We start from the raw sequence: 24,544 nt of genomic DNA, 5'->3' as shown, positions 1-24,544 counted from the left end.
GTCTTCGGCGCGATTACCGACGTTATCAATCTGGATCGGGCACAATGCCCGGAAACTATGTGCCAACGCTCTGGACTAACCCTCAATAGTCGCGTTGGGCTATAACCTTTGACACACATTATTTGTAGTAGGGAGCATCAGAACATGCAACTCGGGATTATTGGACTGGGCCGCATGGGCGGAAATATTGCGCGGCGCCTGATGCTCAACGGTCATACCACCGTTGTTTACGACCGCAATACCGCCTTTGTCGACACCCTGGCCGCAGAAGGCGCCTCCGGCGTCATCGACCTGCCGGCGCTGGTCGCTGGCCTGGCCAAGCCACGTGCGGTGTGGGTCATGCTGCCGGCCGGCGCACCGACCGAAGACACCATCGACACCCTGAGCACCTTGCTCGAAGCTGGCGATACCATCATCGACGGCGGCAACACCTTCTATAAGGACGACATCCGCCGGGCGAAAAACCTCTCGGAAAAAGGCCTGCACTACGTCGATGTTGGCACCTCCGGCGGCGTCTGGGGCCTGGAGCGGGGCTACTGCATGATGATCGGTGGCGAAGCCGAGGTGGTTAAACGCCTTGATCCGCTGTTCGAGAGCCTTGCACCGGGCCTGGGCGACATCCCTCGGACCAAGGACCGCAAGTCCGAAGACGATCGTGCCGAGCGCGGTTACATCCACGCAGGCCCGGCCGGTTCGGGCCATTTCGTGAAAATGATCCACAACGGCATCGAATACGGAATGATGCAGGCCTTCGCCGAAGGCTTCGACATCCTCAAGACCAAGGCCAGCACCAACCTGCCGGAAGACCAGCGTTTCGACCTGAACGTAGGCGACATCGCCGAAGTCTGGCGTCGTGGCAGCGTCGTGTCGTCCTGGTTGCTCGACCTGACCGCCGACGCGCTGGCCAGCGATCCTAAACTCGAAGGTTACTCTGGATCGGTGGCTGACAGCGGTGAAGGTCGCTGGACCATCGAAGCCGCCATGGAGCAATCGGTGCCTGTACCGGTGCTGTCGAACTCGCTGTTCTCCCGCTACCGTTCGCGCGGGCAAGGCACCTTTGGCGACAAGATTCTCTCGGCCCAGCGCTTCGGCTTCGGCGGCCATGTGGAGACTTCGAAAAAATGACCCGTCTGATCCGCAATAAATCCAAGGCAGAACCCGCACCACCGACCACGCTGTTTCTGTTCGGTGCCCATGGTGATCTGGTCAAGCGTCTGCTGATGCCGGCGCTGTACAACCTGAGTCGTGACGGTCTGCTTGGGGATGGACTGCGGATCATCGGCGTTGACCACAACGCCATCACCGATGAAGCCTTTGCCCGCAAGCTCGAAGATTTCATTCGAGCTGAAGTGGCGAGCAAGGTCGGCAAGGGCGATCAAGCCCTTGATCCGGAACTGTGGGCCAAACTGGCCAAAGGCATCAGCTACGTCCAGGGCGACTTCCTGGACGACAGCACTTATCAAGCGCTGGCGGCGAAAATCGCCGCCAGCGGTACTGGCAACGCTGTCTTCTACCTGGCCACCGCGCCACGTTTCTTCAGCGAAGTGGTGCGTCGTCTCGGCGCCGCCGGCTTGCTGCAAGAGTCGCCAGAAGCGTTCAGAAGGGTAGTGATCGAAAAACCCTTCGGTTCCGATCTGCATACTGCCGAAGCCTTGAATACTTGTTTGCTCAAGGTGATGACGGAAAACCAGATCTACCGGATCGATCACTATCTGGGCAAGGAAACCGTGCAGAACATTTTGATCAGCCGGTTCTCAAACAGCCTGTTCGAAGCGTTCTGGAACAACCACTACATCGACCACGTACAAATCACCGCCGCCGAAACCGTCGGCGTGGAAACCCGTGGCAGTTTTTATGAACACACCGGCGCCATGCGGGACATGGTGCCCAATCACCTGTTCCAATTGCTGGCAATGGTCGCGATGGAGCCGCCGGCCGCCTTTGGCGCCGATGCGGTACGCGGTGAGAAAGCCAAGGTGGTCGGTGCGATTCGTCCCTGGACAGTCGAGGAAGCGCTGGCCAATTCGGTGCGCGGCCAATACGCGCCCGGCGAAATCGACGGCAAGCCGTTGCCGGGGTATCGCCAGGAAAACAACGTGGCGCCCGACAGCAACACCGAAACCTATGTGGCACTTAAGGTCATGATCGACAACTGGCGCTGGGTCGGCGTGCCGTTTTACCTGCGCACCGGCAAGCGCATGAGCGTGCGCGACACCGAGATTGTCATCTGCTTCAAACCGGCGCCGTATGCGCAGTTCCGCGATACTGAAGTCGATGAGCTGCAACCGACCTATCTGCGAATCCAGATTCAGCCTAACGAAGGCATGTGGTTCGATCTGCTGGCCAAACGGCCCGGTCCAGCCTTGAAAATGGCCAATATCGAACTGGGGTTTGCCTACAAGGATTTCTTTGAAATGCAGCCGTCCACCGGCTATGAAACCCTGATCTACGATTGCCTGACCGGCGATCAGACGCTGTTCCAGCGCGCCGACAACATCGAGAACGGCTGGCGCGCCGTGCAGCCTTTCCTTGATGCCTGGCAGCAGGATGCGAGCGTGCAGAGCTATGCCGCTGGCGAAGACGGCCCGCTGGCTGCAGAAGATCTCCTGACTCGCGATGGTCGCGTCTGGCACGGTCTCGGATGAGTGATACAACGTCGCAACCCATCCGTTTTTTACTCAGTGACATGGACGGCACCTTGTTGCTGCCCGATCACAGCCTCAGCCAACGCACCCTCTCAGCGGTCCGCTCCTTGCGCGAGGCGGGCGTGTTGTTCAGCCTGGCCACCGGTCGTCCACCCAAAGCCATGTTGCAGCAGATTGAAGCCCTGGGCGTCGACCTGCCAACGGCAGCCTTCAATGGCGGCACCATCGTCAATCCGGACGGTAGTTTGCTGGTCGCGCATTACTTGCCGGCAACGGCGGCACTGACCACTCTGGCGTTGTTTGCCGACCGGCCGGACATCGAAATCTGGGTGTTCAGTGGTGGCGACTGGTTGCTGAAAGATCCGAACGGCCCAATGGTGCCTCGTGAACAGCACGGCCTGGGTTATCCGCCAGTGGTGGTCGAGAGTTTTGAGCCGTACCTGGAACGCATCGACAAGATCGTCGCCACCAGCAACAACACGCAGTTGTTGATTGAGCTGGAAGCGCTCCTGCTGCCCAAAGTGGAAGGCCAGGCACAGGTCTCCCGTTCACAGCCGATTTATCTGGACGTGACCGCGATGCAAGCCAACAAGGGTGCAGCGCTGGCGACACTGGCCGAATTTCTCGGTGTGCCGCTGGAGCAGACCGCGGCGCTGGGCGATGGCGGCAACGACCCGGCGATGTTTCACCGCGCAGGCTTGTCGATCGCCATGGGGCAGTCGGAAGAGGCGGTGAAGCGCCAGGCGGACGTGGTGACGGGCGCCAATACCGAGGACGGCGCGGCGCAGGCAATCGAGCGCTACATCCTGAAACGCTGAAACCCCTGTAGGAGCTGTCGAGTGCAGCGAGGCTGCGATCTTTTGATGTTGCTTTTACAAGCGAAGATCAAAAGATCGCAGCCTCGTTGCACTCGACAGCTCCTACAGGTTGATTGGTGTTACAGCCAGAAACTCACGGCATACCAGCCAAGAACACCCATCACCACGGTGTACGGCAACGCCATCCACACCATCCGTCCGTACGACAGTCGAATCAGCGGTGCAATCGCCGAGGTCAGCAGGAACAGAAACGCAGCCTGACCATTGGGCGTCGCCACGCTCGGCAGGTTGGTGCCGGTGTTGATCGCAATCGCCAGCGTCTCGAAATGCTCACGGCTCATGTGGCCGGAGATGAAGGCCTGTTTGACTTCGGTGATGTAAATGGTCGCGACGAACACGTTATCGCTGATGGCCGACAGCAAGCCGTTGGCAATAAACAGCATGCCCGGCTGTTGATCCGCTGGCAGCGCCAACACCCACTGGATCAAAGGCGTGAACAGTTGCTGATCGTGAATCACCGCCACCACCGCGAAAAACACCACTAACAGCGCTGTGAACGGCATGGCGTCCTTGAACGCGTTGCCGATACGGTGCTCGTCGGTGATGCCAGTGAATGCGGTGATCAGCACGATCACCATCAAGCCGATCAGGCCGACCTCAGCAATATGGAACGCCAACCCCGCAATCAGAATCAGCGCTGCCAATCCCTGCACGATGAGTGCTGCACGTTGGCGCGAGGTGCGTTCGGCATTGTCTTCTGCAGCGTAATTGGCCAGAACCGCACGCACGTTGTCCGGCAACAGCGTGCCGTAACCGAACCAGCGAAGTTTCTCCAGCAGGACGCAGGTCACCAGGCCTGCCACCAGGACCGGCAATGAAACCGGGGCGACTTTCAGAAAGAACTCAGAGAAGTGCCAGCCCATCTCGTGGCCGATCAGCAGGTTCTGCGGCTCACCGACCAATGTGCAAACACCGCCCAGTGCGGTACCCACGGCACCGTGCATCAGCAGGCTGCGCAGAAAGGCGCGGAATTGTTCGAGGTCGGCGTGATGGAGTGTGGGCAGGTGCTGGTCATCGCCAAACTCGCTGTCCTGACGCGGATCGTTGCCCGAGGCGACGCGGTGATACACCGAGTAGAACCCGACGGCTGCACTGATGATCACGGCGGTCACGGTCAAGGCATCAAGAAACGCCGACAGAAACGCCGACAGGAAGCAGAACATCAACGCCAGCAGCGCCTTGGAGCGAACCCCGAGCAGCAGTCGTGAGAACAGAAACAGCAGCAGGTCTTTCATGAAGTAGATACCGGCCACCATGAACATCAGCAGCAGGATCACCGGGAAGTTGTGCACCAGCTCGTCGTAGAGTGCCTGGGGCGTGGTCATCTTCAGCAACAGTGCTTCGATCAACAGCAGGCCGCCGGGCATTAACGGATAACACTTGAGCGCCATGGCCAGGGTGAAGATGAATTCCAGCACGAGCAGCCAGCCGGCCACCACCGGGCCGACGGTCCACAGCGCCAATGCGTTGAGAATCAGGAAGCCGACAATGCTTGCCTTGTACCAGCGGGGTGAATGCCCGAGAAAATTGTGCGCGAACGCCTGTGCCATTGAACCGGGCATCGGCTACTCCTTGTATTAAGAAGCGCGCAACTTGCCGTAAGCAGAAGGGAAGATCAAGTGTAGGAAAACTGTGCAGGCCTACGCCAGATAGCGTGCGACGATCGCTCGATAGTTGCCATCCAGTGAATAGCCTCCGACGACAATGTTTCCGTCGGCCTGCATGACCACGGAAGTCGCGGTATCCAGGCTGCGGCCCAGGCGGGTGCGAACCCAACCGGTGCCATTGCCGAAGCTGCGATCGAGTTGCCCGTCGGGCAGATGCCGCGCCAGAATGAAATCCGCCTCGACGCCGCCGATCGTGGCTCCGACCGTCACCACGCAGCCGTCCGGCAGTGCCTGTGCGTCGGTCCACTGGCAGCCGCTGTGACCGATTTCCAGCAATTGGGCCTGGCCTCCATTGCAATGAATGTCCGGGCGACCGTTGCTGTGTACTTTCAGTGCCATGCAATGCATCGGGTCGCGGCTGCTGCCAAAGCACTGCACATCGCCATTTTCCTGTTGGACGATCTGGCTGACCTGAGCGCTATACCCACGTGCCTTGAAAGTCATGAAACCATCCACGGCGAAACAATCGTCGAGCCTGCCGTCGGTTTGATAGCGGGCCAGCAGACCTTCTTCAGGGAAGTTGATCGACCCGCCCACCAGGATCCGGCCGTCTCGTTGCACCATGAGGCTGCTGAGCCAGGTGTTCATCAGCAAGTGCCTGACAATCACAAAGCCACGACCGTTGAAGGTGTCGTCCAGCGAGCCGTCGGTGTTGAGCCGTATCAGCATGCCGACATGATCGGACAGTTCGAAGTGATGATTGGCCTGCAGCAGGATTCGACCATCCTCCTGCACGCAGAAATCACAAGCTTCTGCACCCGATACGCCGGGGGGGAGCCAAGTGTCACGCATGCCTCGGGAAAGACCGCCCGGCAGACGCACGACGCAGCGGCCATTGTCGCCAAAACATCGAGCCGGCCGACCATGCTGATCAAACAGGGCAAGGGCGGGCAGTGTCCGGTGAGCATTTTCGTAGTGCAGGCCGGCTACCAGAATGTGCCCATCAGGCAGTACGTGGACTTTGCCGGCCATGGCCTCGAAGCCGTGTTCAAATTGCCCGATGACGCTGCCTTGATTGCCGAACGCCAGATCTGCCGAGCCGTCGTCGAGCAAGCGTGCCACGCCGAAGCGGCTACCGCCTGGCGTTCCGACCTTCGCCGCGACTAACAACCTGCCACGTGAATCAATCGCGACCCCGTTGGCCATGCTCGAGAGGCTGCCAGCGAAATACACCTGGGTTTTGCCAGACGAGGCAAAGGTTGTATCAAGTTTGCCGGCGTTGTTCAGGGTTGCCGGTAATGCAAACGCGGTCTGGATTGACATGCACGCAGCTCCTTGCGAGTCGTCCTGAACCGGGAGTTTGGGTGGCGACTGTATAAGGAAACATTCAATCCCTGAACGCCTGGATGCACAACTGTCATAACTAACAGACGGAGGGTCGCTGTGTGCCAGAACAGTGTCTTTTCGACCCACTGACAAGCCTGCCAAGTGGTTGGTCGCGTGCAAGTTCAGGAGGGTGCGGGTTACCGTTTAGTAACCCGCAAAACGCTTAGTGTGGCATCGACCACGATTGGAGTTTGTAACCCTCCTCGCTCAATTCCGCACGTGCCGCTTCAAGCAGGCATTCAAGTTGCGCAGGATCGGTATAGGCACTGCTTGGGATCTGCTTACGGCCGATGCTGCGGGTGTTGGTGCGATCGATAACGGTCAGGCTGAGTTCGCCATTGCCGTCTTGTGGGGCCCAGGCCACGCATTGGAACGGTTGGAATGCGCGGTCGGCAATCAAAAGAGCTTCGTTGATGCGGAGCGGGGCGTTCATGGGTTTTTCTCTCTGTATGCCCAATCAAGTGATGTGCCGTCGGTTGGGCTTACCGTTCGGCTGGTTACTTGTACTGATGCCCGCAACCGGGGGGCGGGTCACATACAATTAAAAGAAATATCAACTTTCTTTGATTGGCTCAAGGTGTGGACAGGATTTGAAAGCTGAATGAAAGGAAGGACTCGTTAGGTAACTAACTAAGTCGCTTCTTATAACTAATAACGCAACGGATCTATAGTCAAACGGTACAAGGTCACGTCAAATTATTGCTAACGTTACAGCCAGGTCCGCCAAACGACTGTTTTTAATAATATTTCATAAATTTGGCGCCAAGGAACAGCCATGATCGAAGCGCCTGCCTTACGACGTCTGTTAGTAGTGGACCCCTGCGACGACTGTCATCGTCTATTGCCGGGTTTACGCTCTGTGGGTTGGGATGTTGACAGCTGCAGCCTGGAAAACGCAGGGGACAAAACTTGCGACGTCGGCCTGTTGCGTTTGCAGCCTTTTCACCTCGAACGCCCGGAAGCCGTCAAAGAACTGATCAGCCGTAGCGGTACCGAGTGGATCGCCGTACTCAACCAGGAAGTCCTGCGATTGCAGAATGTCGGGGACTTTGTCTGCGAATGGTTCTTCGATTTCCATACCTTGCCATTCGATGTGTCTCGGGTTCAGGTGACGCTGGGTCGGGCATTCGGGATGGCACGCCTGCGCGGGCAGGGCACGGTTCACATTGATCAGCCTGAACACGAGCTGCTTGGCGACAGCAAACCCGTTCGCGAACTGCGCAAGTTGCTGAGCAAGCTGGCGCCCACCGAGTCTCCGGTATTGATCCGTGGTGAAAGCGGTACCGGTAAAGAACTGGTCGCCCGCACGCTCCATCGACAATCCCAACGTCACAGCAAACCCTTTGTCGCGATCAATTGCGGCGCAATTCCAGAACACTTGATCCAGTCCGAACTGTTTGGCCACGAGAAGGGTGCTTTTACTGGCGCCCATCAACGCAAGGTCGGGCGGATCGAAGCGGCTAACGGCGGCACGCTGTTTCTCGACGAGATCGGTGATCTGCCCCTGGAGCTGCAGGCGAACCTGTTGCGTTTCCTCCAGGAAAAGCACATCGAGCGGGTGGGCGGCAGTCAGCCGATTCCTGTGGATGTGCGGGTATTGGCCGCGACCCATGTCGATCTTGAGGCCGCGATCGAAAAGAAACGCTTTCGCGAAGATCTGTATTATCGCCTGAACGTGTTGCAGGTCGTGACCGCGCCCTTACGTGAGCGTAATGGCGATCTGTCGATGCTGGCCAACCACTTTTCCCATTTCTACAGTCATGAAACCGGCCGCCGTCCGCGCAGCTTCAGTGAGGACGCCTTGATTGCCATGGGCAAGCATGACTGGCCGGGCAATGTGCGCGAGCTGGCCAACCGGGTACGTCGCGGGTTGGTACTGGCCGAAGGCCGGCAGATCGAAGCGCGAGACCTGGGGCTGATCAGCCAGCAGGCCGTTGCCGCGCCGATGGGCACGCTGGAAAACTACAAGCACCGGGCAGAGCGCCAGGCCTTGTGCGATGTACTTAACCGCCACAGCGATAATTTGAGCATCGCCGCCAAGGTGCTGGGGATATCCAGGCCTACCTTCTACCGTTTGTTGCACAAGCATCAGATACGTTAGACGCAAGATCTAAAGATCACAAGATCGCAGCCTTCGGCAGCTCCTACATTGGAATGCGTTCACCCTGTAGGAGCTGCCGAAGGCTGCGATCTTTTGATCTACAACAAAAAAAACCCGCTGGGATTGAAGTCGCAGCGGGGCTTTGTTGTTGTGGATTAGAAGTAGTACGGGAATTTCAGGCTGAAGGAAAAGTCTGGCGAGTCGTCGGTCAGACCGATGGACAGGTTGGGAACGATCGTCAGGTTATCGGTTGCTGCCAGGGTCATGCCGATGTTGAAGTTAGCCGAGTTGTAATCGCTGTTGGTAATCGATTGCCAATCACCACCGTCCGGCTTGATCTTGCTCTTGCTGGCGAACTGGTCGGTGAACGAGAACGACATACTCATCTTCTCGTTCAAGGCGAATGCAATGCCTGCGCCGACCTGCCAGGAGTTGCCCAGTTTCACGTCACCGGGCACCTTGGAGTTGATCTGAGGGCTGATGTCGCTGAAAGAGTCTTCAATGTTGTAGGTGTAGGACAGGCTGCCGAACAGCACGGCCGGGTCGAAGGTCTTGACCAGCGAGATACCCGGGGTGATCGCCCAGACACCGTTGCCGGTAGGCAAGTCCTCGGGTACCGAGAGGTTATCGTTGGCCGGGTCATTGACCAGCTTGATGCCGTAAGGGTCATCACCGGTCGGCGCCTTGACGCGCAGTGTAACGACCGCGTCGGGCAGGTTGGCTGACTCATCCAGAAACTTGTAAGCGACGCCAACGTTCACATCGCCAATGGTCGGGTCGCGGGTAACGGTTGCGTCCGACGTCACCGGGCCAGCGCCACCGGCGCCACCGGAGGAATACGTGGATTGGCGATAAACCACGGGGACGTTAATGTCGAACTGCCAGCGTTGTCCCGTGTTGTAGCGGGCGGTCAGGTCCAGGGTCCAGTTGTCGGCCTTGATGCGGTCGAGGTTGATGTTGCCGAGGAAAATCGAGTCCAGTGCCAGGAAGCCGTTAAGTACCAATGCACGGGTATCGTAGTGCGTGTAGGTCAGGCCGGTTTCGACGCTGAACTTGCCGCCACCGAAGAAGCCGCTGGCTTCGTCATACAGGTTGGAAACGCTTTGCGCAGGCTCCGAATCATCCTTGAGCGATTGGCCGTATGAACTGCCTGTGGTTCCCGGCGCACCGGCGGCCACCGTCTGGCCACCCCGGGTCGTTTCGGCAGGGGATTTGGTCAGGCGTTTGGGAGCCGGTGTCGCAGGTGTTTCTTCGACTTGGCGAACGCGTTGCTCGAGTACCATCAGCGCGTTCTGTTGTGCTTCGTAACGCTGTTTCAACTCCATGAGTTCTTGTTTTAGTATCTCGACCTGGGGGTCCGGTGCTGCGTATAGCAGTGTTGCCGGGGCCAGGCTACTCAAACAAACGATAGCTCTGAACGTTAACGATCGGTGCATGGATTAGCCGTCCCTTCTGACTTCATCTGATGAGACTGAGCGTAGATCAGAATCCTTGAGTGCGAAGACCTTTGAGCTGGTCCAGGTTGCCGTTCAGCGACCCGGCTGTCGCCACGTTGTCACGCAGCACGACATTGAGGGACGTGAGGTTGCGGACCTGGTTGCCACCGCCGAGCAAAGTCGTGTTCTGCATCAGCCCACCCTGGCCCAGGCGTTGTACGGTACTGCCCTGGTTGTTGTTGGCCACGATGTTGAGTTGCACACCCGTACCGGCCGAGGAAATGCTCAGCGAGCCCGCGCCATTGGCGCCGACCAACGTCGAGCCTGCGGCCAATGCCTGGCCCTGCTGTTGCGTTGTTGGCGCTTGGTTAGCCCTTGTGACGTTGATATCAACGTTGTTGTAGGCAGTGTTATGGTCGCCGGCAGCACGCACGACTTGAGTGACGCCTTCGGTGCTGTTGAGGCCGCTGCCGCCAATGACGGTACCGGTGCCTTGCGAACTCGCTGAGCCATTACCTTTTTCGTTGATTATCGACACATAGAACTGTGGCGTGATGGTCGATTGTTGAATTTGCATCGAGGAAGTTGCCCCGATCAGTTCACCGTTGGCATTTTGCCAAGTGCTGGTCATGACAATGCCGAAACTGACGATCCGTCCCGGCATGACATAGCGGCCTCGCAGGGTTGCCAATTCGAGATCGTTAAGTTCAATGGGTTTGAATATCTGTGCCTGGGTCGGCAGGCTGGTGGCCAGGCAAACCATCGCCAGCCAGATTGGAGTCTTCATGGGAATGCTCCCGGAGCGTCGTGCTCCCTTGTTATTAGAAGAAGTCGCTTTGGATGAATCCGAAATCCATCAACTCTGCGTCTTGCACCGGGCTGAAGGTGTTGATGCGGTTCTTGGCGGTCAGTGGCAGGGGTGGGTCGAGCAACGCATTGGTTTTGTCGTAGCCCTGGCCGATGATGGCAAAGATGATGCCGTTCCAGCCTTTTACAAAGTCTTCGACTTTGTAACGTTTATGACCGAGTACCGGATCTCCGATATAGACCCAGCCCTTATGAACTCTTTGCATAACCACAAAATGTTTGTAGCCACGGATATCCATGAGTACCACAACCGGAATTCTGATCTCGCTCAACGTTTCCTGCGCAACCCGGTAACCACGGGCCCGCATGCCGATACTTTCCACGTAGCGCTTCATGTCGAGCATGGAAAAGCCCTGGACGCGGACAAGATCCTGATCGGAGTGTGCCAGCATGCCTTCGATGATTTGTTCTTCGTTCACGTCCAGCCAATAGGCCTGACGCAATACCGTTGCCAGCGCAGCTGCGCCGCAACTGAAGTCGGTTTTCTGTTGGACCAGGTCGGCAAACTTGCGCTCACGCACGCTTTGGATCGGCTTGAACACCACCGCGCCGCCCGGCAGGACGGAAAGCGGTATTTGTGCAGCCTCGCTAACACTGGTCACGCAAAGCAAAAATGCCAAGGCGATAATGCGCATAGTGGGATGCCTTCTGGTTGTGTTGAAAAAAGGCCCCCATAAGGGGGCCTCCAGAGACAGCAATTAGAACGACTGATTGGAAATGGCCAGCGAGTTGCTTTGTTGGTTACCCACACCGGCAGCCACGTTGACGCCCAGGTTGCCACTGCCACCATTCACCGAACCGCTCAGGGTTGCAGTGTTGGTCACAGGGTTTGCCCAGCCAGTTGGAGTCAGCACTTGATAGGAGTAGGTGTTGCTCAAATCAAATGAACTGCTCTCACTGAAGCTTCCCGCTTTTGCGAACTCGGATTCGGACGATTTACTGGCCGATTTTTCGAACGAGGAGGCGTTCGATTTCTCGAACGACTTATCGAACGATTTTTCGAACGAGGAATCGCGCGATTGGTCGTACGAGGATTCGTGAGATCTGTCGTACGAGGAGTCGCGAGATCTGTCGAACGAGGATTCGCTCGATTTGTCGAACGATTTGTTTACCGCTACGTCAAGCGTTGCGTCAAGCGATGCGCTAAGCGATGCCTCGGAACTCCTGCTGCGGGTGCGATCGCCAAAGCCATTGTTGACGGTAGTGGAACTGGAAGCCGCCGTATCAATGTCCAAAGTAGCGCCCAGGGAAGCGTTCAAGGATGCACTCGAAGAACCGCTTGCACTACTGCTGTTGGAACCGCTTGCAGAACTGCTGTTAGAACCGCTCGCAGAACTGCTGTTGGAACCGCTCGCATTGCTGCTCTTCGAACCGCTTATATCAACGCTAAGGGAACCGCTGGAATTAGAGCTCTTGGCTCCGGCCGCGGCCCAGCTCGAAGAAGCGCTTTCACTGCCGCTAAGCTCGAATGACTTATCTTTAGAGAAACTACCGCTGGCCGTGTTGGTAACGGTAATCGTATCTACGCGGTAGGTCCGATCAGCGGTGTTATTCACTATCAGGCCAGGACCGTTTTGATTGGCAGAGGCGGTGGCTGTTGCGTTACCCAGCGGGGCATTGGAGTTGGCAATTGCCATGGTGTTTTTCTGCTGGTTGAGGTCGCCGCCAGCAATGTTGATACCCATGTTGCCGCTACTGCCATCGCCCGATCCGCTCATCACGGCAGAGTTTGTGACGCCGTAGTTGTTGACCTTATTATTGTTGCTGTATTGCGAGACTCTAGCGCTGGCTTGGGAAGTGCCGAACACAAAGCTGTTATCGAGACTGGAGTCGGAGCCAGCGTTTGCGATGGCGGCCGCGTTGTCTTGTTGGTTGCCCGCGCCTGCTGCCACGTTGACGCCGACGTTGCCGCTCGCGCCTGAGGCAGAGCTGTTCATCTCGGCTGAGTTCTGAGTCCCTTCGTTGTGGATGCGGTTGCCGGTACTGGTCTGCCTATCGTTTGCATTGGCGGTCGCTTTGGTTTGGATCCAGGTTGGAGGAGGAGTGTGGTGGCCACCGTTATGATGACCATTATGGTTACCACGTCGATCGTTCTGACCCGCTTGTGCAGCTACAGCCAAGACCGCAGCAATTGCAAAAACCAGAGGCTTTATTGCCATCGAAGGTTTCATGGTGATTCTCCGTACTTATTTTAGGTTAAGTGTTGTACCTACCTGTTTGGGTCAATCCGTGACCCGGACGCTCAGGGTGTTGGCCGTTCGGTTTCCCACCCCGGCGCTCTGATTCAACTGGATCACCCCACGGCTACCGGTGAAGGCCTGATCGCTGGTAGCGACCTGGCGATAGCCTGGTGCAGAGTCAGTTGGATCGGAGTTAGTGATCAGCGCCACGTTCTGTTGCCTGAGGACGCTGTCGTCGATACTTTGCGGCTGTGTGCCAATGCTTATCCGCAGGGCATTGGCTTGCTGGTTGCTGGCGCCCGCGCTCTGGTTGACGCCCAGTACGCCGTTGCCGTGGCTGAAGGAGTCGCCTTGAATGCTGGATCGAGCATCGATCCTGGGGTCGACCACCGTACGCAGCCGTTGGCGAATCTGTGTGGTCGCGCTGGCTCCATGGCCAACGGCGATGGCCCGGGCGTTAGCCTGTTGCTGGAGATCGCCGGCGGCCTGGTTGACCGCGAGGTTGCCCTGGTACTGTGTGCCCGAGCCGTCGATGTCGGCGTTATTGATGACGGGAGATTGGGCAAAGGTCGATGCACTGCAAAACATGGCGATAATCAGCAGCGTACGATTCATCTTAACGGTCTCCCGTTATGACTTTCAGAGCACCCAGGCCTTGCTGGACGCTTGAATTAACCATGTTGGCAATACCGTTTCCGGCATTTCCCGAGCGTCCAGCGGGGAGGTTGGAAAGCTGGGTCTGGTTGCTGATATTGCCGCCCAGGTTGTTGGTGTTTTGAGTGACCAGGCGGGAGATGCCTGCACCACTGGCAACACCGGCAAAGTCGCCGTCGCTCAACTCGTTCGTTTGACTGATGATTTGTTTGGACGGGTTGGCATTGGCGGTCGTGGGGCTAGGGTCGGGAATCAGCGGCGCACGTGTTGCCATGCGCGGCTGGACATCACGTTTGATAATGATGATGCCGTTGTCAGCCTGTACAGGCAGGCAGACACCTGAGCTCAGTGCGAATCCGATCAGCAGGAGGGTGTAGATGCTTTTATCAAATTTCCCCACGGCGGCAATTCCTTCTGTAAGTGGAACGCTGGACCCTTATCAGCGTTACGAGGAAGAGAGCAGAAGATGTGCCGGTTTTTGTTTTTCTTTTAAAAACAGTTGGTTGGCTTTAATTGTTGAGGTTGTCAAAAAAAAAATTGTAACGCCACTGAGACAGAGCCACGCAAAAGTGCCGTCCATGCTGGCGGCATTGCTCGCTAAAGGGCGCTGAAGGCAGGTTGTATCAGTGGCTTAACATTTTCTTGCCGGCGTGCTTGAGCCGCTTTAACTCGCGGGTTTGCGCAGAGGTGAGTGTTTCAGGAATGGACATTTGCGGCAGGGCGGGTACCCGGTCAGGCCTTGAGCAAGCGGGTCACAGCCTCGAATGCCGCGTCCTTGCGCTGTTTCCAATCACCTTGCAGCACCTGGCAAGGCTGGCGGTGCAGGTCAAGCCATTGGCGGCTGGCCTGGAAAAACGCCTGGCGTTCTGCCAGTTGCGGTTGGCAACGCTGCCCGTCGTCATGCCAGGCCACGGTTTCAGGGCTCAGCAGCAAATGCAGGTCGTAGTGCCGTGCCAGCAATGCTTGCTCGATCCACGTCGGGCAAGCGCCAAACAAGGTCTGGCTCCAGAGGATGTTGCTCAGCAAGTGAGTGTCGAGAATCAGCAAATGCGGCTGCCGGGCGCGTGCCTCGTCCTCCCATTTCAGCTGCCCTCGGGCGATTTGCGGAATATCGGCCAGGCAGGTATCTCGTGGGTTTTGTTCGATGAACCAGCGTACATATTCGTCTACCAGGACCCCGCCGAACTGCTGCTGTAACTCGGCTGCCAGCCAACTCTTGCCGCTGGATTCGGGGCCTGTGAGTACCAGAACTTTCATGTGCGCAACGCCGGATCGACCCGCCATTCCCGCCAGCCTTGCACAGCAATCAGGGCGAACAGCGCGTAGAGCCCGGCGGTCAAGTACAGGTCTTTGTAGATAAACAGCCCGACGAAGATCACATCCAGGGTGAACCACAGCGGCCAGCATTGAACGCGTTTTTGCGCCATCCATAACTGCGCCACCAGGCTGAAGCCAGTCAGTGCCGCATCGAGCCAGGGTTGTGCGGCATCGGTCCAGTTCGCCATTGCAGCGCCCAGCAACAGACTGCCGACCGCTCCAATGACCAGACTGATAGCGACCGATTTACCGTCGAGCAGGCTGACCTGCCGACCATGGTGCGCGCCCCCCGCATGCGTCCACTGCCACCAGCCATAGAGTTGCAATGCGGCGTAGATCACCTGCAGGAGCATGTCCGAGTAGAGCTTCACCTCAAAAAAGATCCAGCTATAAAGCAGCACCATGACCAGACCGATCGGCCAGCACCAAGGGTTCTGTTTGACCGTCAACCAGACGGCAATGACACCGAGGGCAGCGGCAAACAGTTCAAGCCCGGACATGGAGGTTCCTTGGGAGAAGTCGAAGAGGGGGCGGATTGTAACGGGAAGGAGCGAAGTTTGAAGATCAAAAGATCGCAGCCTGCGGCAGCTCCTACGCCGAACGCATTTCCTTGTAGGAGCTGCCGCAGGCTGCGATCTTTTCGGGTTACACCCGGAACTGCTTGAGCAGCCCGTTCAACTGCTCACTCAATTCCTTCAGGTGAACGCTGGCCACGCTCGACTGTTCGGCCGCCAGCGCTGTGCTGTGGGACAAACCAGCGGCCTGGGTGACGTTCTGGTTGATGTCCTCGACCACATGCGCCTGTTGCAAGGTTGCGCTGGCGATGGAGGCGTTCAACCCATTGAGATTGCGCAGCGCCTGGCCAATGGCATTCAGGCTTGCACCGGCCAGGCCGGCCTGCTCGATGGTCAACTGCGATGCACGGCTGCTGTCGCCGATCACTTTGACCGCCGCTTCGGAGTGGCTTTGCAGGCGTTCGATCATCGACTGGATCTCGGCCGTGGACTTCTGGGTACGCTGGGCCAGCAGTCGCACTTCATCGGCCACCACCGCAAAACCGCGACCTTGCTCACCGGCCCGGGCGGCCTCGATGGCCGCGTTGAGGGCCAGCAGGTTGGTTTGCTCGGCGATGGAGCGGATCACTTCGAGGACGCTGCCGATCTGCGTGCTTTCGGCGGCCAGGGTACGAATCACTTCCACCGCCTGATCGATGGTGGACGACAGCTTGTCGATCTGTTGCAGGCTGCCATCGATGTTGACCTGACCTTGCTGCGCCTGAGACTCGGCATCGCGCATTTCGCTGGCGGCGTGCTCGGCGTTTTTCGCGACGTCGTGCACGCCATACGTCACTTCATTGATTGCCGTGGCCACCAGTTCCATTTGCTGGGACTGTTGCTGACTGCGTTGCTGGGCCTGGACGGCGTCGTTGCCCAGTTCGCTGGAAGACTGGCCCAGGGCACTGGCGGACACTTGCAGTTCCCTGATCACCAGTCGCAGCTTGGCAGTGAAGGCGTTGAAGTGGCGTGCCAATTGCGTGACTTCATCCTGGCCATGGGTATCGAGGCTGCGGGTCAGGTCGCTCTCGCCGCTGGCGATGTTGGCCATGGCGTTCACGGTTTCCTGCAGTGGACGCACGATGCTGCGGGCAATCAGGATGACCAGCAGCGCCATGAACAGGGCAATCACCAGCCCCACGAACGAGGCCTTCCAGACCTGACCATAGAACTCGGCCTGCATGTCATCGATATACACGCCCGAACCGATCACCCAGCCCCAGGGGTCGAACAGTTTGACGTAGGAGGTTTTTTCAACCGGTGCACTGGCGCCCGGTTTCGGCCAGCGATAGTCGACGGTGCCGGCACCCTTGGTCTTGGCGACGGCGACCATTTCGTTAAACAGGGCAAAACCGTCCGGGTCGCGGATCGCCGAGAGGTTCTGGCCATCAAGCTTCGGGTTGGCCGGGTGCATGATCATCACCGGCGTCAGGTCATTGATCCAGAAGTAGTCACTCTGGTCATAACGCAGACCGCGAACGGCGCTCAGAGCCTGCTTCTGTGCAGCATCGCGGGTGAGCGTGCCGGCGGTTTCGAGGTCGTGGTAATAGGTCAGAATGCCACTGGCGGTTTGCACCACATGCTGGGTTTTCTGAGCCTTGGCGTGGTACAGGTCATCGTGAATCTGCTTGAGCATCAAGACGCCCAACGTCATTAGCATCAGGACGGCCACGATCAAGATGAGCCACAAGCGTCGGCTGATCGACATACTGCGCAAGCTGTTCATAACGCTGTCACTCCGGATTCTTTTTCTTGTAATAAATGATCGCCAGCATCCAACCACACTTTGCCAATCGGTTATATCCGACCCAAGTCCAATAACGCGGCAGCGTTAATCAGACTTGTCTGATAGGATTTCGGCCCCGCACGGAAAAACCTGAATCCAAGTTGATTTTTCACGGAATTTTTATGGTTTCGTCTGGATCCTGCGCGCGCGGGACTTCAGCTAGGCTGATCGCAGTAAACGTTCGGAAAAAATATTAACGGGGCATGCCGTGGCGCATCGCTTCTTGGGGGATTGATGGATCTTTGGACTGCCTTTTCGGCATTGATTCTTGGGGTTGTAGAAGGGCTGACGGAGTTTTTGCCGATATCCAGTACCGGGCACCAGATCATTGTGGCTGACCTGCTCGACTTCGGTGGCGAGCGGGCTATGGCCTTCAACATCATTATCCAGTTGGGCGCGATCCTGGCGGTGGTGTGGGAGTTCCGCCGCAAGATCTTCGACGTGGTCATCGGTTTGCCGACCCAGCCGAGCGCTCGACGCTTTACCGCGAACCTGCTGATCGCCTTCCTGCCGGCCGTGGTATTGGGGGTGATTTTCGCTGATCTGATCCACGAGTATCTGTTCAACCCGATCACCGTTGCCACGGCGTTGGTCGTGGGCGGTATCGTCATGCTGTGGGCTGAGCAGCGTCAGCATGAAGTGCATGCCCACACCGTCGACGAAATCACCTGGAAAGACGCCCTGAAAGTTGGCTTCGCCCAGTGCCTGGCAATGATCCCAGGGACCTCGCGTTCCGGCTCGACGATCATTGGCGGTTTGCTGTTCGGCTTGTCACGCAAGACCGCCACCGAGTTTTCTTTCTTCCTGGCGATGCCGACGATGGTCGGCGCAGCGGTGTACTCGGGCTACAAGTATCGCGACCTGTTCGTTCCGTCTGATTTTCCGGTGTTCGCGATCGGTTTCGTCACGGCGTTCATCTTCGCGATGATTGCTGTCAGAGCCTTGCTGGTGTTCATTGGCAGCCACAGCTATGCGGCGTTTGCCTGGTATCGCATCGCGTTCGGCCTGCTCATCCTGGCCACCTGGCAGTTCGGCTGGGTTGACTGGGCCGCGGTCAAGCCATGAATGACGCCAGCGCACGCAACAAGCCCGGACGCAAACCCGCAGGAGAGATTCGCAATCTTCAGCTGAAGTTGTTGGTGTTTGCGGTCCTGTGCGCGCTGCCGCTGTACGGCTCGATGTCGTTGTGGCTGCGCGGGGTTTCCGTGATTCCGTTGGCGGCGTACGGGGTCGTCAGCCTGCTGGCGTTCTTGCTGTACTGGAGCGACAAGCGCAAGGCGCGCGCCGACAGTTGGCGCACACCGGAGAACGTGCTGCATGCGGTGGAACTCGCCGGAGGCTGGCCGGGCGCCTTGCTGGCGCAGCAGCTGTTTCGGCACAAGACGCGCAAGCTCTCGTTTCAGTTGGTGTTCTGGATCATCGTGCTGATGCATCAGGTGTTCTGGATCGACCAGCTGTTTCTCGGCGCCCATCTTTTCGCGCTGCTTTAAAGCAGCAGTCCGACCTGGGTGCGCTTGGGCAACTTGCTCACCACCAATTGATGGGAACGCTGCAACAAGCCTTGCAGCTCTTCAGGGCCCAACGGGTAGGGCGTTTCCATGATGATCCACTGAGCCCGCGCCAGATACGGCGCCGGGCGGATTCCCGGGCGGTCGCAATGACCGAGAAACAAGTCCTTGTCGACCTTGAAGGCCAGGGATTCGCCCCGCAGATTCTGCAAGGCAAACATCTTGTTCCCTGCAATCGAAAACACCCGTACGCCACCCCACTTGTAGTCTTCCCGCGCACCCGGCAGCGCGAGACAGAATTGCGTGACATCCTCCTCGCTCATACGTCCAGCCTTCATATCAGTCGGTCCCCACAGGCATTGAATGATTCGATCAAATGGTCGAGCCACGCGCGTACGGCCGGCATCACCCCGCGCCGATGAGGGTAGACCGCTTGCAGCCAGCCGCCAGGCAACGACCAGTCGGGTAGCAACTGTACCAGCGAGCCGTTTTCCAGTTCCTGCTCGCAATACATCATCGGCAGCATGGTAAAACCCTGGCCGGCGAGGGTGCAGGCCTTGCGCACGATAAAGTCATCGATGCCCAATCGCGCTTCAAGGGTGAGATCGCAGCTTTTGCCCTGTTGGTCGAGCATGCGGATATGCACCAGGCGGTCGGCTTCCAGGGCGCCGAGCACGGGCAGGTTTTTCAGGTCTTCGGGGTGGTTGATTTCACGTCCGTGCAAAAAACCGGGGCTGGCGACCATCGCCATCTGCGCCTGGCGCAAACGTCGGGTGACTAGCAGCGGATCCTCATCGCCCAACTCACGCACCCGCAGCGCGACATCGACGCCCTCGGTCACCAGATCGACGCGACGATTGAGCAGCATGACTTCCAGCTGAACCTGAGGAAACTTTTCAAGGAAATCGCTAATCACTGTCGGCAGAATTTGGTGGGCCAGCCCGACGGGGCAGGACACCCGCAAACGCCCGCGAGGTTCGCTGGACATACTGGCGACGGCTTCGTCGGCCATTTCGGCTTCCAGCAGCATTGCCTGACAGTGCCGCAGGTAACGTTCACCCACGGCGGTCAACTTCAGTTGTCGGGTGGTGCGTTGCAGCAGGCGCGCGCCGAGACGCTCTTCCAGCTCGGCGATGCGCCGCGACAACCGCGACTTGGGAATTCCGAGCAAACGCCCGGCCGCAGCGAAGCCGCCGGCTTCAACCACCTTGGCGAAGTAGTAGAGATCATTGAGGTCTTGCATGGTGTGAGCTCGATTGTTCTATCAGTGGGACGAACTATCGCATTGTTGCAGTCTAATCAGCTATTGGTTTCGCCTGTAGGATTCTCCCCATCAGATCGCCTCGTAGCGATCCTCACCTGGAGATCCCACATGAAACTGCTGCATATCGATTCGAGCATTCTTGGTGACAACTCGGCTTCCCGTCAGCTGAGTAGCGAAGTCGTTAAAGCCTGGCAAACCGCAGAGCCGACTGCCGTGGTGACCTATCGCGACCTGGCCGCCGATGCCATCAGCCATTTCTCCGCCACGACCCTGGTTGCCGCCGGCACCACCGCTGAACTGCGTAACGCCGCGCAGCAACACGAAGCCGAGCTGAGCGCCACCACCCTGGCCGAATTCCTCGCCGCCGATGCCGTGGTGATTGCAGCTCCGATGTACAACTTCACCATCCCGACCCAACTCAAGGCCTGGATCGACCGCATCGCCGTTGCCGGTCAGACCTTCCGTTACACCGAAGCCGGTCCTGAAGGCCTGTGCGGTGGCAAGAAAGTCGTCATCGTATCGACTTCCGGCGGTCTGCATGCTGGTCAGGCCACGGGCGTGGCTCACGAAGAGTACTTGAAGGTGCTGTTCGGCTTCATCGGTATCACTGACCTCGAGTTCGTCCGTGCCCATGGCCTTGCCTACGGTGACGAAGTTCGTACCAAAGCCATGAGCGACGCCCAGACGCAAATCAGCGAGCAGTTGTTCGCCGCCGCGTAAGGCTTGTGTAAAGAAAATCAAACAGCTCGGGCAATACCCAAAAAACTCTGTATTCTGATCACGCAAGTGCCAGATACGGAGTTTTTTGTTTCTGGCTATTTCGGAATTTCATTAAAAAGTGGCCCAAGTTATGCAGTCGAGGGTTAACGTCCCCGGTCATTAGCCAGGTGAGCCTCCCATGGTGCGTCTTTGTGCAACTTTACTGATTTGTCTGCTCAGCAGCCTGAACTCAGTGCACGCCGCGCCTGCGCCGCATCCTCACTGGAGCGTCGGCTTCCATGAGATGAGTTTTCTTGACCCTTTGGACTTGCAGCCGATGCGCGCCATCGCCTTCTATCCCTCCAGCGACAAGGAGCACTCCAGCCTCATCGAGGGCTACACGGTCGAAGCGGGCGAAGACACCCCAGTCGCCATCGGTCGTTTTCCGATGCTGATGCTGTCCCACGGCAACACCGGAACCCCGCTGGCTTTAAACGACCTCGCCACGTCGCTGGCACGCAAAGGGTTTGTGGTGGTGGCGGTGACCCATCCCGGTGACAACTCCAAAGACCACAGCCGCCTCGGTACGTTGAGTAACCTTTACGGTCGGCCCATCCAGATTTCCGAAGCCATTACCGCGACGCTGGGCGATCGAATGCTCGCGCCCTTCGTCAATGCCGATCAGGTCGGTGTGATCGGTTATTCGGCGGGCGGGGAGACGGCGCTGATTCTGTCCGGCGCGACACCAGACCTGGACCGACTGCGCCGCTATTGTCAGGAACGTCCGGACGACCGCGATGCCTGCAACACCCAAGGCGAATTGATTGCTGACCGCGATGACTTGCAACCGGTGGCTGACCCTCGGGTTCGCGCCTTGCTGCTCATGGCGCCGCTGAGCCTGAAGTTTGGTCGCCATACCCTGGCCGACGTGCACGTGCCGGTCCTGCTCTACAGCGGTGACGGCGACAAACTGGTGGCGTTCGACAAGAATGCCGCCGCCCTGGCGCGCAAACTGCCGATCGCACCGGACTTCAAGTTGCTGGCGGGGGCAGGGCACTTTGTGTTTATGGCGCCTTGCAATGAAGAACAAATCATCGCTATGCCGGCGCTGTGCACCGATGCCGATGGCGTCGATCGCAAAGACATCCATCGCAACATGATTTCCGAAGCTGGGCGTTTCTTCTCTCATGCGCTTGGCAAACCGACCCGGGCCGGAATGCAGACCGCCGATCAATGATTTTATGACCACCACTTAATCCCTGTGGGAGCGAGCTTGCTCGCGATAGCGGTCTGTCAGCCAACATCCATGTTGAATTTGAGGGCGCCATCGCGAGCAAGCTCGCTCCCACAGGGATTGCATGCGTCAGGTTACTGCGCGGCGTTTCAGTATCAAGGTTAGGCCTAGCCCGCACACCGATAACAATGCCGCGCTGAAGAAAATCCACGTGTACCCAAGGTTCAACGCCACCGCGCCCATCAACGGCCCGGCAATCGCCAGCGCCAGATCGAAAAACACCGCGTAAGCACTCAATCCCGCCCCGCGACTGGAGTTGGGCACTTGCTTGATCGCTTCGACCCCCAGCGCCGGATACACCAGCGACAGACCGAACCCGGTCAGGCCTGCGCCGATCAGCGCATAACCGGTCGAAGGCGCGAGCCACAGCAACACCAGGCCCACCGTTTCAATGCTCATACAGGCAATGGCCGAGGTGAACCCACCGAAACGGCTGATGCTGGAGATGAACAACAGTCGCGCCAGAATGAAACACACGCCGAACACCGTCAGGCAATAAGCCGCGTCGGCCCAGCCGCGGCTGACGTAATACAGGGTAATAAAAGTGGTTAACGTGCCGTAACCGATGGAGGCGAGGCTCAGGCTCGCGCCGAACGGCGCAATGCGCCCGAACACTGCCCAGAACGGCAGGCGCTCGCCGCGAATCACCGGCACCGAGGGTTTGTTTCGGATCAGCAACAACGCCGTCAGCGCCAGCACCGACAGCGCGATCCCAAGACTGGCGAACCCCAGCTCGCCAACCATCACCACGCCCAGCGGTGCACCGATGGCGATGGCGCCGTACGAGGCGATGCCGTTCCAGGAGATCGATCGCGCGGTATGTTCAGCGCCCACCTGACCCATGCACCAACTGATGGTGCCGACCCCGATCAATCCCTGGGCAATCCCCAGCAACAAGCGGCCGGCGATCAGGATCAACAGGCTCAGCAACGGAAAACTTTGCAGCAGCGTTGAAATCAACGTCAGCGCGCCACTCAACACAATCCCCGATAACCCGTAAACAATCGCCCGCTTGGTGCCGATGCTGTCCGACAGGCGCCCGGCCATCGGGCGGCTGAGCAGGGTGGCCAGGTACTGCGAGCCGATGGTCAGCCCCGCGATGATCGCACTGAAACCCAGCTGTTCGTGGACGTAGCCCGGCAATACCGCAATCGGCAGACCGATGCAGAGGAAGGCAATAAAGGTATAGAAGACGATAGAGACGATCTGCAGGGTGATCGCCATGGAGCTTTGTGGTGGCAGTTGCTGCACAGACATAAGGGCTCGTTCGCGGGCGGCGGTAGGAGAACTGCATCATGGCGCGGGCTGCAAATAAAAGGAAGCAGGCTAACTAAAATCAAAAGATCGCAGCCTTCGGCAGCTCCTACAAGGGGGGGCGCATTCCAAAGTAGGAGTTGCCGAAGGCTGCGATCTTTTGATCTTCAGACAATAAAAAGCCCCGTCACCAGGACAGGGCTTTTCAATTGCAGCAGACGCTTAGAACACAACGCCCTGGCTACGCAGGTAATCGTCATAGGTGCCGCTGAAATCGATCACGCCGCTAGGGCTGAGTTCGATGATGCGGGTGGCCAGGGACGATACGAACTCACGGTCGTGGCTGACGAAGATCAGCGTGCCCGGGTAGTTCTCCAGCGCCAGGTTCAGCGCCTCGATGGATTCCATGTCCAAGTGGTTGGTCGGTTCGTCCATGATCAGCACGTTCGGCTTTTGCAGGATCAGCTTGCCGAACAGCATGCGACCTTGCTCACCACCGGAGATGACCTTGACCGACTTGAGGATCTCGTCGTTGGAGAACAGCATCCGGCCGAGGGTGCCGCGAACGATTTGCTCACCGCCCTGGGTCCATTGACCCATCCAGTCGAACAGGTTGCAGTCGTCTTCGAAGTCGTGCGCGTGGTCCTGGGCGTAGTAGCCCAGTTCTGCGGCGTCGGTCCACTTCACGGTACCGGCATCCGGGGTCAGTTCGTTGACCAGGGTGCGCAGCAGGGTGGTTTTACCGATACCGTTCGGGCCGATGATCGCCACGCGCTCGCCAGCTTCAACCTGGAAGCTGAAGTCCTTGAACAGTGTCTTGCCGTCAAAGCCTTTGGCCATGCGCTCGACGATGACCGCCTGACGGTGCAGCTTCTTGGTTTGTTCGAAACGGATGAACGGGCTCACACGGCTCGAGGGCTTGACTTCGGCCAGTTGGATCTTGTCGATCGCCTTCGCGCGGGAAGTGGCCTGCTTGGCTTTCGAGGCGTTGGCCGAGAAGCGGCTGACGAACGATTGCAGTTCGGAGATCTGCGCTTTCTTCTTGGCGTTGTCCGACAGCAGTTGCTCGCGGGACTGGGTCGCCACGGTCATGTACTCGTCGTAGTTGACCGGG

At 58.2% G+C, this 24,544-nt stretch carries 25 protein-coding genes; 9 read left to right on the top strand and 16 right to left on the bottom strand.

The window, feature by feature from the left end; translation table 11 throughout:
• The first annotated feature begins 144 nt into the window (after nucleotides 1–144).
• From gnd to ACIQU2_RS25045, 3 genes are read left to right on the top strand one after another with little or no spacing between them, the layout of a single operon-like run.
• Entirely contained in the window at nucleotides 145–1,125 is a 981-nt protein-coding gene (gene gnd / locus ACIQU2_RS25055) for a phosphogluconate dehydrogenase (NAD(+)-dependent, decarboxylating) (protein WP_403144690.1), read from the top strand.
• A complete protein-coding gene (zwf, locus tag ACIQU2_RS25050) occupies nucleotides 1,122–2,645 on the top strand; it encodes a glucose-6-phosphate dehydrogenase (protein ID WP_347804770.1) in 1,524 nt (507 codons plus the stop codon). Before gnd ends, zwf begins: the two co-directional genes overlap by 4 nt.
• Entirely contained in the window at nucleotides 2,642–3,463 is an 822-nt protein-coding gene (locus tag ACIQU2_RS25045; protein ID WP_403144689.1) for an HAD family hydrolase, read from the top strand. The genes zwf and ACIQU2_RS25045 overlap by 4 nt, the downstream gene beginning before the upstream one ends.
• A 119-nt stretch (nucleotides 3,464–3,582) precedes the next feature.
• Here ACIQU2_RS25045 and nhaB read toward each other — a convergent pair whose 3' ends face one another.
• The 3 genes from nhaB to ACIQU2_RS25030 form a co-directional block, all read right to left on the bottom strand.
• Nucleotides 3,583–5,085: a sodium/proton antiporter NhaB gene (nhaB, locus tag ACIQU2_RS25040; protein ID WP_403144688.1), complete on the bottom strand. Its 1,503-nt coding sequence runs from the start codon at nucleotides 5,083–5,085 to the stop codon at nucleotides 3,583–3,585.
• Nucleotides 5,086–5,163: 78 nt separating this feature from the next.
• Nucleotides 5,164–6,453, bottom strand: coding sequence for a hypothetical protein (locus ACIQU2_RS25035; protein ID WP_403144686.1), 1,290 nt, complete (start codon nucleotides 6,451–6,453; stop codon nucleotides 5,164–5,166).
• A gap of 226 nt (nucleotides 6,454–6,679) precedes the next feature.
• Nucleotides 6,680–6,949: a hypothetical protein gene (locus tag ACIQU2_RS25030; protein ID WP_008149930.1), complete on the bottom strand. Its 270-nt coding sequence runs from the start codon at nucleotides 6,947–6,949 to the stop codon at nucleotides 6,680–6,682.
• A gap of 342 nt (nucleotides 6,950–7,291) precedes the next feature.
• Here ACIQU2_RS25030 and ACIQU2_RS25025 point away from each other — a divergent pair, with 342 nt between their 5' ends.
• On the top strand, nucleotides 7,292–8,617 hold the full coding sequence (locus ACIQU2_RS25025; protein ID WP_347804773.1) for a sigma-54 dependent transcriptional regulator: 1,326 nt from the start codon (nucleotides 7,292–7,294) through the stop codon (nucleotides 8,615–8,617).
• A 155-nt stretch (nucleotides 8,618–8,772) separates the two neighbouring features.
• Here the strand turns inward: ACIQU2_RS25025 and ACIQU2_RS25020 are convergent, their stop codons facing one another.
• From ACIQU2_RS25020 to ACIQU2_RS24995, 6 genes are all read right to left on the bottom strand, one after another.
• A complete protein-coding gene (locus ACIQU2_RS25020; protein ID WP_347804774.1) occupies nucleotides 8,773–10,053 on the bottom strand; it encodes a hypothetical protein in 1,281 nt (426 codons plus the stop codon).
• Nucleotides 10,054–10,099: 46 nt separating this feature from the next.
• Nucleotides 10,100–10,840, bottom strand: coding sequence for a hypothetical protein (locus tag ACIQU2_RS25015; RefSeq protein WP_403144684.1), 741 nt, complete (start codon nucleotides 10,838–10,840; stop codon nucleotides 10,100–10,102).
• Between the two features lie 34 nt (nucleotides 10,841–10,874).
• Nucleotides 10,875–11,555 carry a C39 family peptidase gene (locus ACIQU2_RS25010; protein ID WP_347804776.1) on the bottom strand — a complete coding sequence of 227 codons (681 nt, stop codon included), beginning with the start codon at nucleotides 11,553–11,555 and terminating at the stop codon, nucleotides 10,875–10,877.
• A 63-nt stretch (nucleotides 11,556–11,618) separates the two neighbouring features.
• Complete coding sequence (locus tag ACIQU2_RS25005) at nucleotides 11,619–13,091, bottom strand: heme utilization protein (protein WP_403144682.1); 1,473 nt, start codon at nucleotides 13,089–13,091, stop codon at nucleotides 11,619–11,621.
• Between the two features lie 51 nt (nucleotides 13,092–13,142).
• Nucleotides 13,143–13,715, bottom strand: a complete 573-nt coding sequence (locus ACIQU2_RS25000; protein ID WP_347804778.1) for an adhesin — start codon at nucleotides 13,713–13,715, stop codon at nucleotides 13,143–13,145.
• A 1-nt stretch (nucleotide 13,716) separates the two neighbouring features.
• The gene (locus ACIQU2_RS24995) at nucleotides 13,717–14,154 is read right to left on the bottom strand and encodes a hypothetical protein (protein ID WP_347804779.1); all 438 of its coding nucleotides are present in this window, start codon (nucleotides 14,152–14,154) and stop codon (nucleotides 13,717–13,719) included.
• On the opposite strand from ACIQU2_RS24995, the gene ACIQU2_RS24990 reads away from it, so the two are divergent.
• Nucleotides 14,132–14,365, top strand: coding sequence for a hypothetical protein (locus ACIQU2_RS24990; RefSeq protein ID WP_403144679.1), 234 nt, complete (start codon nucleotides 14,132–14,134; stop codon nucleotides 14,363–14,365). The two genes, ACIQU2_RS24995 and ACIQU2_RS24990, sit on opposite strands and share 23 nt — an antisense overlap.
• 121 nt (nucleotides 14,366–14,486) lie before the next feature.
• Here ACIQU2_RS24990 and ACIQU2_RS24985 read toward each other — a convergent pair whose 3' ends face one another.
• From ACIQU2_RS24985 to ACIQU2_RS24975, 3 genes are all read right to left on the bottom strand, one after another.
• Complete coding sequence (locus ACIQU2_RS24985) at nucleotides 14,487–15,011, bottom strand: AAA family ATPase (protein ID WP_403144677.1); 525 nt, start codon at nucleotides 15,009–15,011, stop codon at nucleotides 14,487–14,489.
• Nucleotides 15,008–15,571, bottom strand: coding sequence for a nicotinamide riboside transporter PnuC (gene pnuC, locus ACIQU2_RS24980; RefSeq protein ID WP_403144674.1), 564 nt, complete (start codon nucleotides 15,569–15,571; stop codon nucleotides 15,008–15,010). The genes ACIQU2_RS24985 and pnuC overlap by 4 nt, the downstream gene beginning before the upstream one ends.
• A gap of 145 nt (nucleotides 15,572–15,716) precedes the next feature.
• Nucleotides 15,717–17,351, bottom strand: a complete 1,635-nt coding sequence (locus ACIQU2_RS24975) for a methyl-accepting chemotaxis protein (protein ID WP_403144672.1) — start codon at nucleotides 17,349–17,351, stop codon at nucleotides 15,717–15,719.
• Nucleotides 17,352–17,645: 294 nt separating this feature from the next.
• On the opposite strand from ACIQU2_RS24975, the gene ACIQU2_RS24970 reads away from it, so the two are divergent.
• Together ACIQU2_RS24970 and ACIQU2_RS24965 are read left to right on the top strand one after the other, a co-directional pair.
• Nucleotides 17,646–18,476: an undecaprenyl-diphosphate phosphatase gene (locus ACIQU2_RS24970; RefSeq protein WP_403144670.1), complete on the top strand. Its 831-nt coding sequence runs from the start codon at nucleotides 17,646–17,648 to the stop codon at nucleotides 18,474–18,476.
• Complete coding sequence (locus ACIQU2_RS24965) at nucleotides 18,473–18,901, top strand: DUF1294 domain-containing protein (protein ID WP_403144667.1); 429 nt, start codon at nucleotides 18,473–18,475, stop codon at nucleotides 18,899–18,901. The genes ACIQU2_RS24970 and ACIQU2_RS24965 overlap by 4 nt, the downstream gene beginning before the upstream one ends.
• Here the strand turns inward: ACIQU2_RS24965 and ACIQU2_RS24960 are convergent.
• Nucleotides 18,898–19,257, bottom strand: a complete 360-nt coding sequence (locus ACIQU2_RS24960; RefSeq protein ID WP_403144665.1) for an MmcQ/YjbR family DNA-binding protein — start codon at nucleotides 19,255–19,257, stop codon at nucleotides 18,898–18,900. The two genes, ACIQU2_RS24965 and ACIQU2_RS24960, sit on opposite strands and share 4 nt — an antisense overlap.
• Nucleotides 19,254–20,162, bottom strand: coding sequence for a LysR substrate-binding domain-containing protein (locus ACIQU2_RS24955; RefSeq protein WP_403144664.1), 909 nt, complete (start codon nucleotides 20,160–20,162; stop codon nucleotides 19,254–19,256). The genes ACIQU2_RS24960 and ACIQU2_RS24955 overlap by 4 nt, the downstream gene beginning before the upstream one ends.
• 129 nt (nucleotides 20,163–20,291) lie before the next feature.
• On the opposite strand from ACIQU2_RS24955, the gene ACIQU2_RS24950 reads away from it, so the two are divergent.
• The gene (locus tag ACIQU2_RS24950; RefSeq protein WP_347804787.1) at nucleotides 20,292–20,903 is read left to right on the top strand and encodes an FMN-dependent NADH-azoreductase; all 612 of its coding nucleotides are present in this window, start codon (nucleotides 20,292–20,294) and stop codon (nucleotides 20,901–20,903) included.
• Nucleotides 20,904–21,081: 178 nt separating this feature from the next.
• Nucleotides 21,082–22,119 (top strand): alpha/beta hydrolase family protein, encoded by a 1,038-nt coding sequence (locus tag ACIQU2_RS24945; RefSeq protein WP_403144661.1) that lies wholly within the window; start codon nucleotides 21,082–21,084, stop codon nucleotides 22,117–22,119.
• Between the two features lie 126 nt (nucleotides 22,120–22,245).
• On the opposite strand, the gene ACIQU2_RS24940 is transcribed toward ACIQU2_RS24945, so the two are convergent.
• Nucleotides 22,246–23,433 (bottom strand): MFS transporter, encoded by a 1,188-nt coding sequence (locus ACIQU2_RS24940; protein ID WP_403144658.1) that lies wholly within the window; start codon nucleotides 23,431–23,433, stop codon nucleotides 22,246–22,248.
• 219 nt (nucleotides 23,434–23,652) lie between these two features.
• Nucleotides 23,653–24,544 (bottom strand): ATP-binding cassette domain-containing protein (locus ACIQU2_RS24935; protein WP_403144655.1); only part of this gene is annotated, 892 nt, incomplete at its 5' end.

Source organism: Pseudomonas sp. NPDC098740, assembly GCF_044760065.1.
Classification (GTDB): Bacteria; Pseudomonadota; Gammaproteobacteria; order Pseudomonadales; family Pseudomonadaceae; genus Aquipseudomonas; species Aquipseudomonas rossensis.
This window is presented reverse-complemented; position numbering and strand designations above follow the sequence as displayed.

Coding starts and splice junctions, on each gene's coding strand:
- ACIQU2_RS24960 (WP_403144665.1), bottom strand. CDS start 19,257: ATGAAGGCTGGACGTATGAGCGAGGAGGATGTCACGCAATTCTGTCTC.
- ACIQU2_RS25000 (WP_347804778.1), bottom strand. CDS start 13,715: ATGAATCGTACGCTGCTGATTATCGCCATGTTTTGCAGTGCATCGACC.
- gnd (WP_403144690.1), top strand. CDS start 145: ATGCAACTCGGGATTATTGGACTGGGCCGCATGGGCGGAAATATTGCG.
- ACIQU2_RS24950 (WP_347804787.1), top strand. CDS start 20,292: ATGAAACTGCTGCATATCGATTCGAGCATTCTTGGTGACAACTCGGCT.
- ACIQU2_RS24955 (WP_403144664.1), bottom strand. CDS start 20,162: ATGCAAGACCTCAATGATCTCTACTACTTCGCCAAGGTGGTTGAAGCC.
- nhaB (WP_403144688.1), bottom strand. CDS start 5,085: ATGCCCGGTTCAATGGCACAGGCGTTCGCGCACAATTTTCTCGGGCAT.
- ACIQU2_RS24965 (WP_403144667.1), top strand. CDS start 18,473: ATGAATGACGCCAGCGCACGCAACAAGCCCGGACGCAAACCCGCAGGA.
- ACIQU2_RS24970 (WP_403144670.1), top strand. CDS start 17,646: ATGGATCTTTGGACTGCCTTTTCGGCATTGATTCTTGGGGTTGTAGAA.
- ACIQU2_RS24990 (WP_403144679.1), top strand. CDS start 14,132: ATGCTTTTATCAAATTTCCCCACGGCGGCAATTCCTTCTGTAAGTGGA.
- ACIQU2_RS25010 (WP_347804776.1), bottom strand. CDS start 11,555: ATGCGCATTATCGCCTTGGCATTTTTGCTTTGCGTGACCAGTGTTAGC.
- ACIQU2_RS25015 (WP_403144684.1), bottom strand. CDS start 10,840: ATGAAGACTCCAATCTGGCTGGCGATGGTTTGCCTGGCCACCAGCCTG.
- ACIQU2_RS24975 (WP_403144672.1), bottom strand. CDS start 17,351: ATGAACAGCTTGCGCAGTATGTCGATCAGCCGACGCTTGTGGCTCATC.
- ACIQU2_RS25020 (WP_347804774.1), bottom strand. CDS start 10,053: ATGCACCGATCGTTAACGTTCAGAGCTATCGTTTGTTTGAGTAGCCTG.
- ACIQU2_RS24985 (WP_403144677.1), bottom strand. CDS start 15,011: ATGAAAGTTCTGGTACTCACAGGCCCCGAATCCAGCGGCAAGAGTTGG.
- ACIQU2_RS25025 (WP_347804773.1), top strand. CDS start 7,292: ATGATCGAAGCGCCTGCCTTACGACGTCTGTTAGTAGTGGACCCCTGC.
- ACIQU2_RS24940 (WP_403144658.1), bottom strand. CDS start 23,433: ATGTCTGTGCAGCAACTGCCACCACAAAGCTCCATGGCGATCACCCTG.
- ACIQU2_RS25045 (WP_403144689.1), top strand. CDS start 2,642: ATGAGTGATACAACGTCGCAACCCATCCGTTTTTTACTCAGTGACATG.
- ACIQU2_RS25005 (WP_403144682.1), bottom strand. CDS start 13,091: ATGAAACCTTCGATGGCAATAAAGCCTCTGGTTTTTGCAATTGCTGCG.
- ACIQU2_RS25030 (WP_008149930.1), bottom strand. CDS start 6,949: ATGAACGCCCCGCTCCGCATCAACGAAGCTCTTTTGATTGCCGACCGC.
- ACIQU2_RS25035 (WP_403144686.1), bottom strand. CDS start 6,453: ATGTCAATCCAGACCGCGTTTGCATTACCGGCAACCCTGAACAACGCC.
- zwf (WP_347804770.1), top strand. CDS start 1,122: ATGACCCGTCTGATCCGCAATAAATCCAAGGCAGAACCCGCACCACCG.
- pnuC (WP_403144674.1), bottom strand. CDS start 15,571: ATGTCCGGGCTTGAACTGTTTGCCGCTGCCCTCGGTGTCATTGCCGTC.
- ACIQU2_RS24945 (WP_403144661.1), top strand. CDS start 21,082: ATGGTGCGTCTTTGTGCAACTTTACTGATTTGTCTGCTCAGCAGCCTG.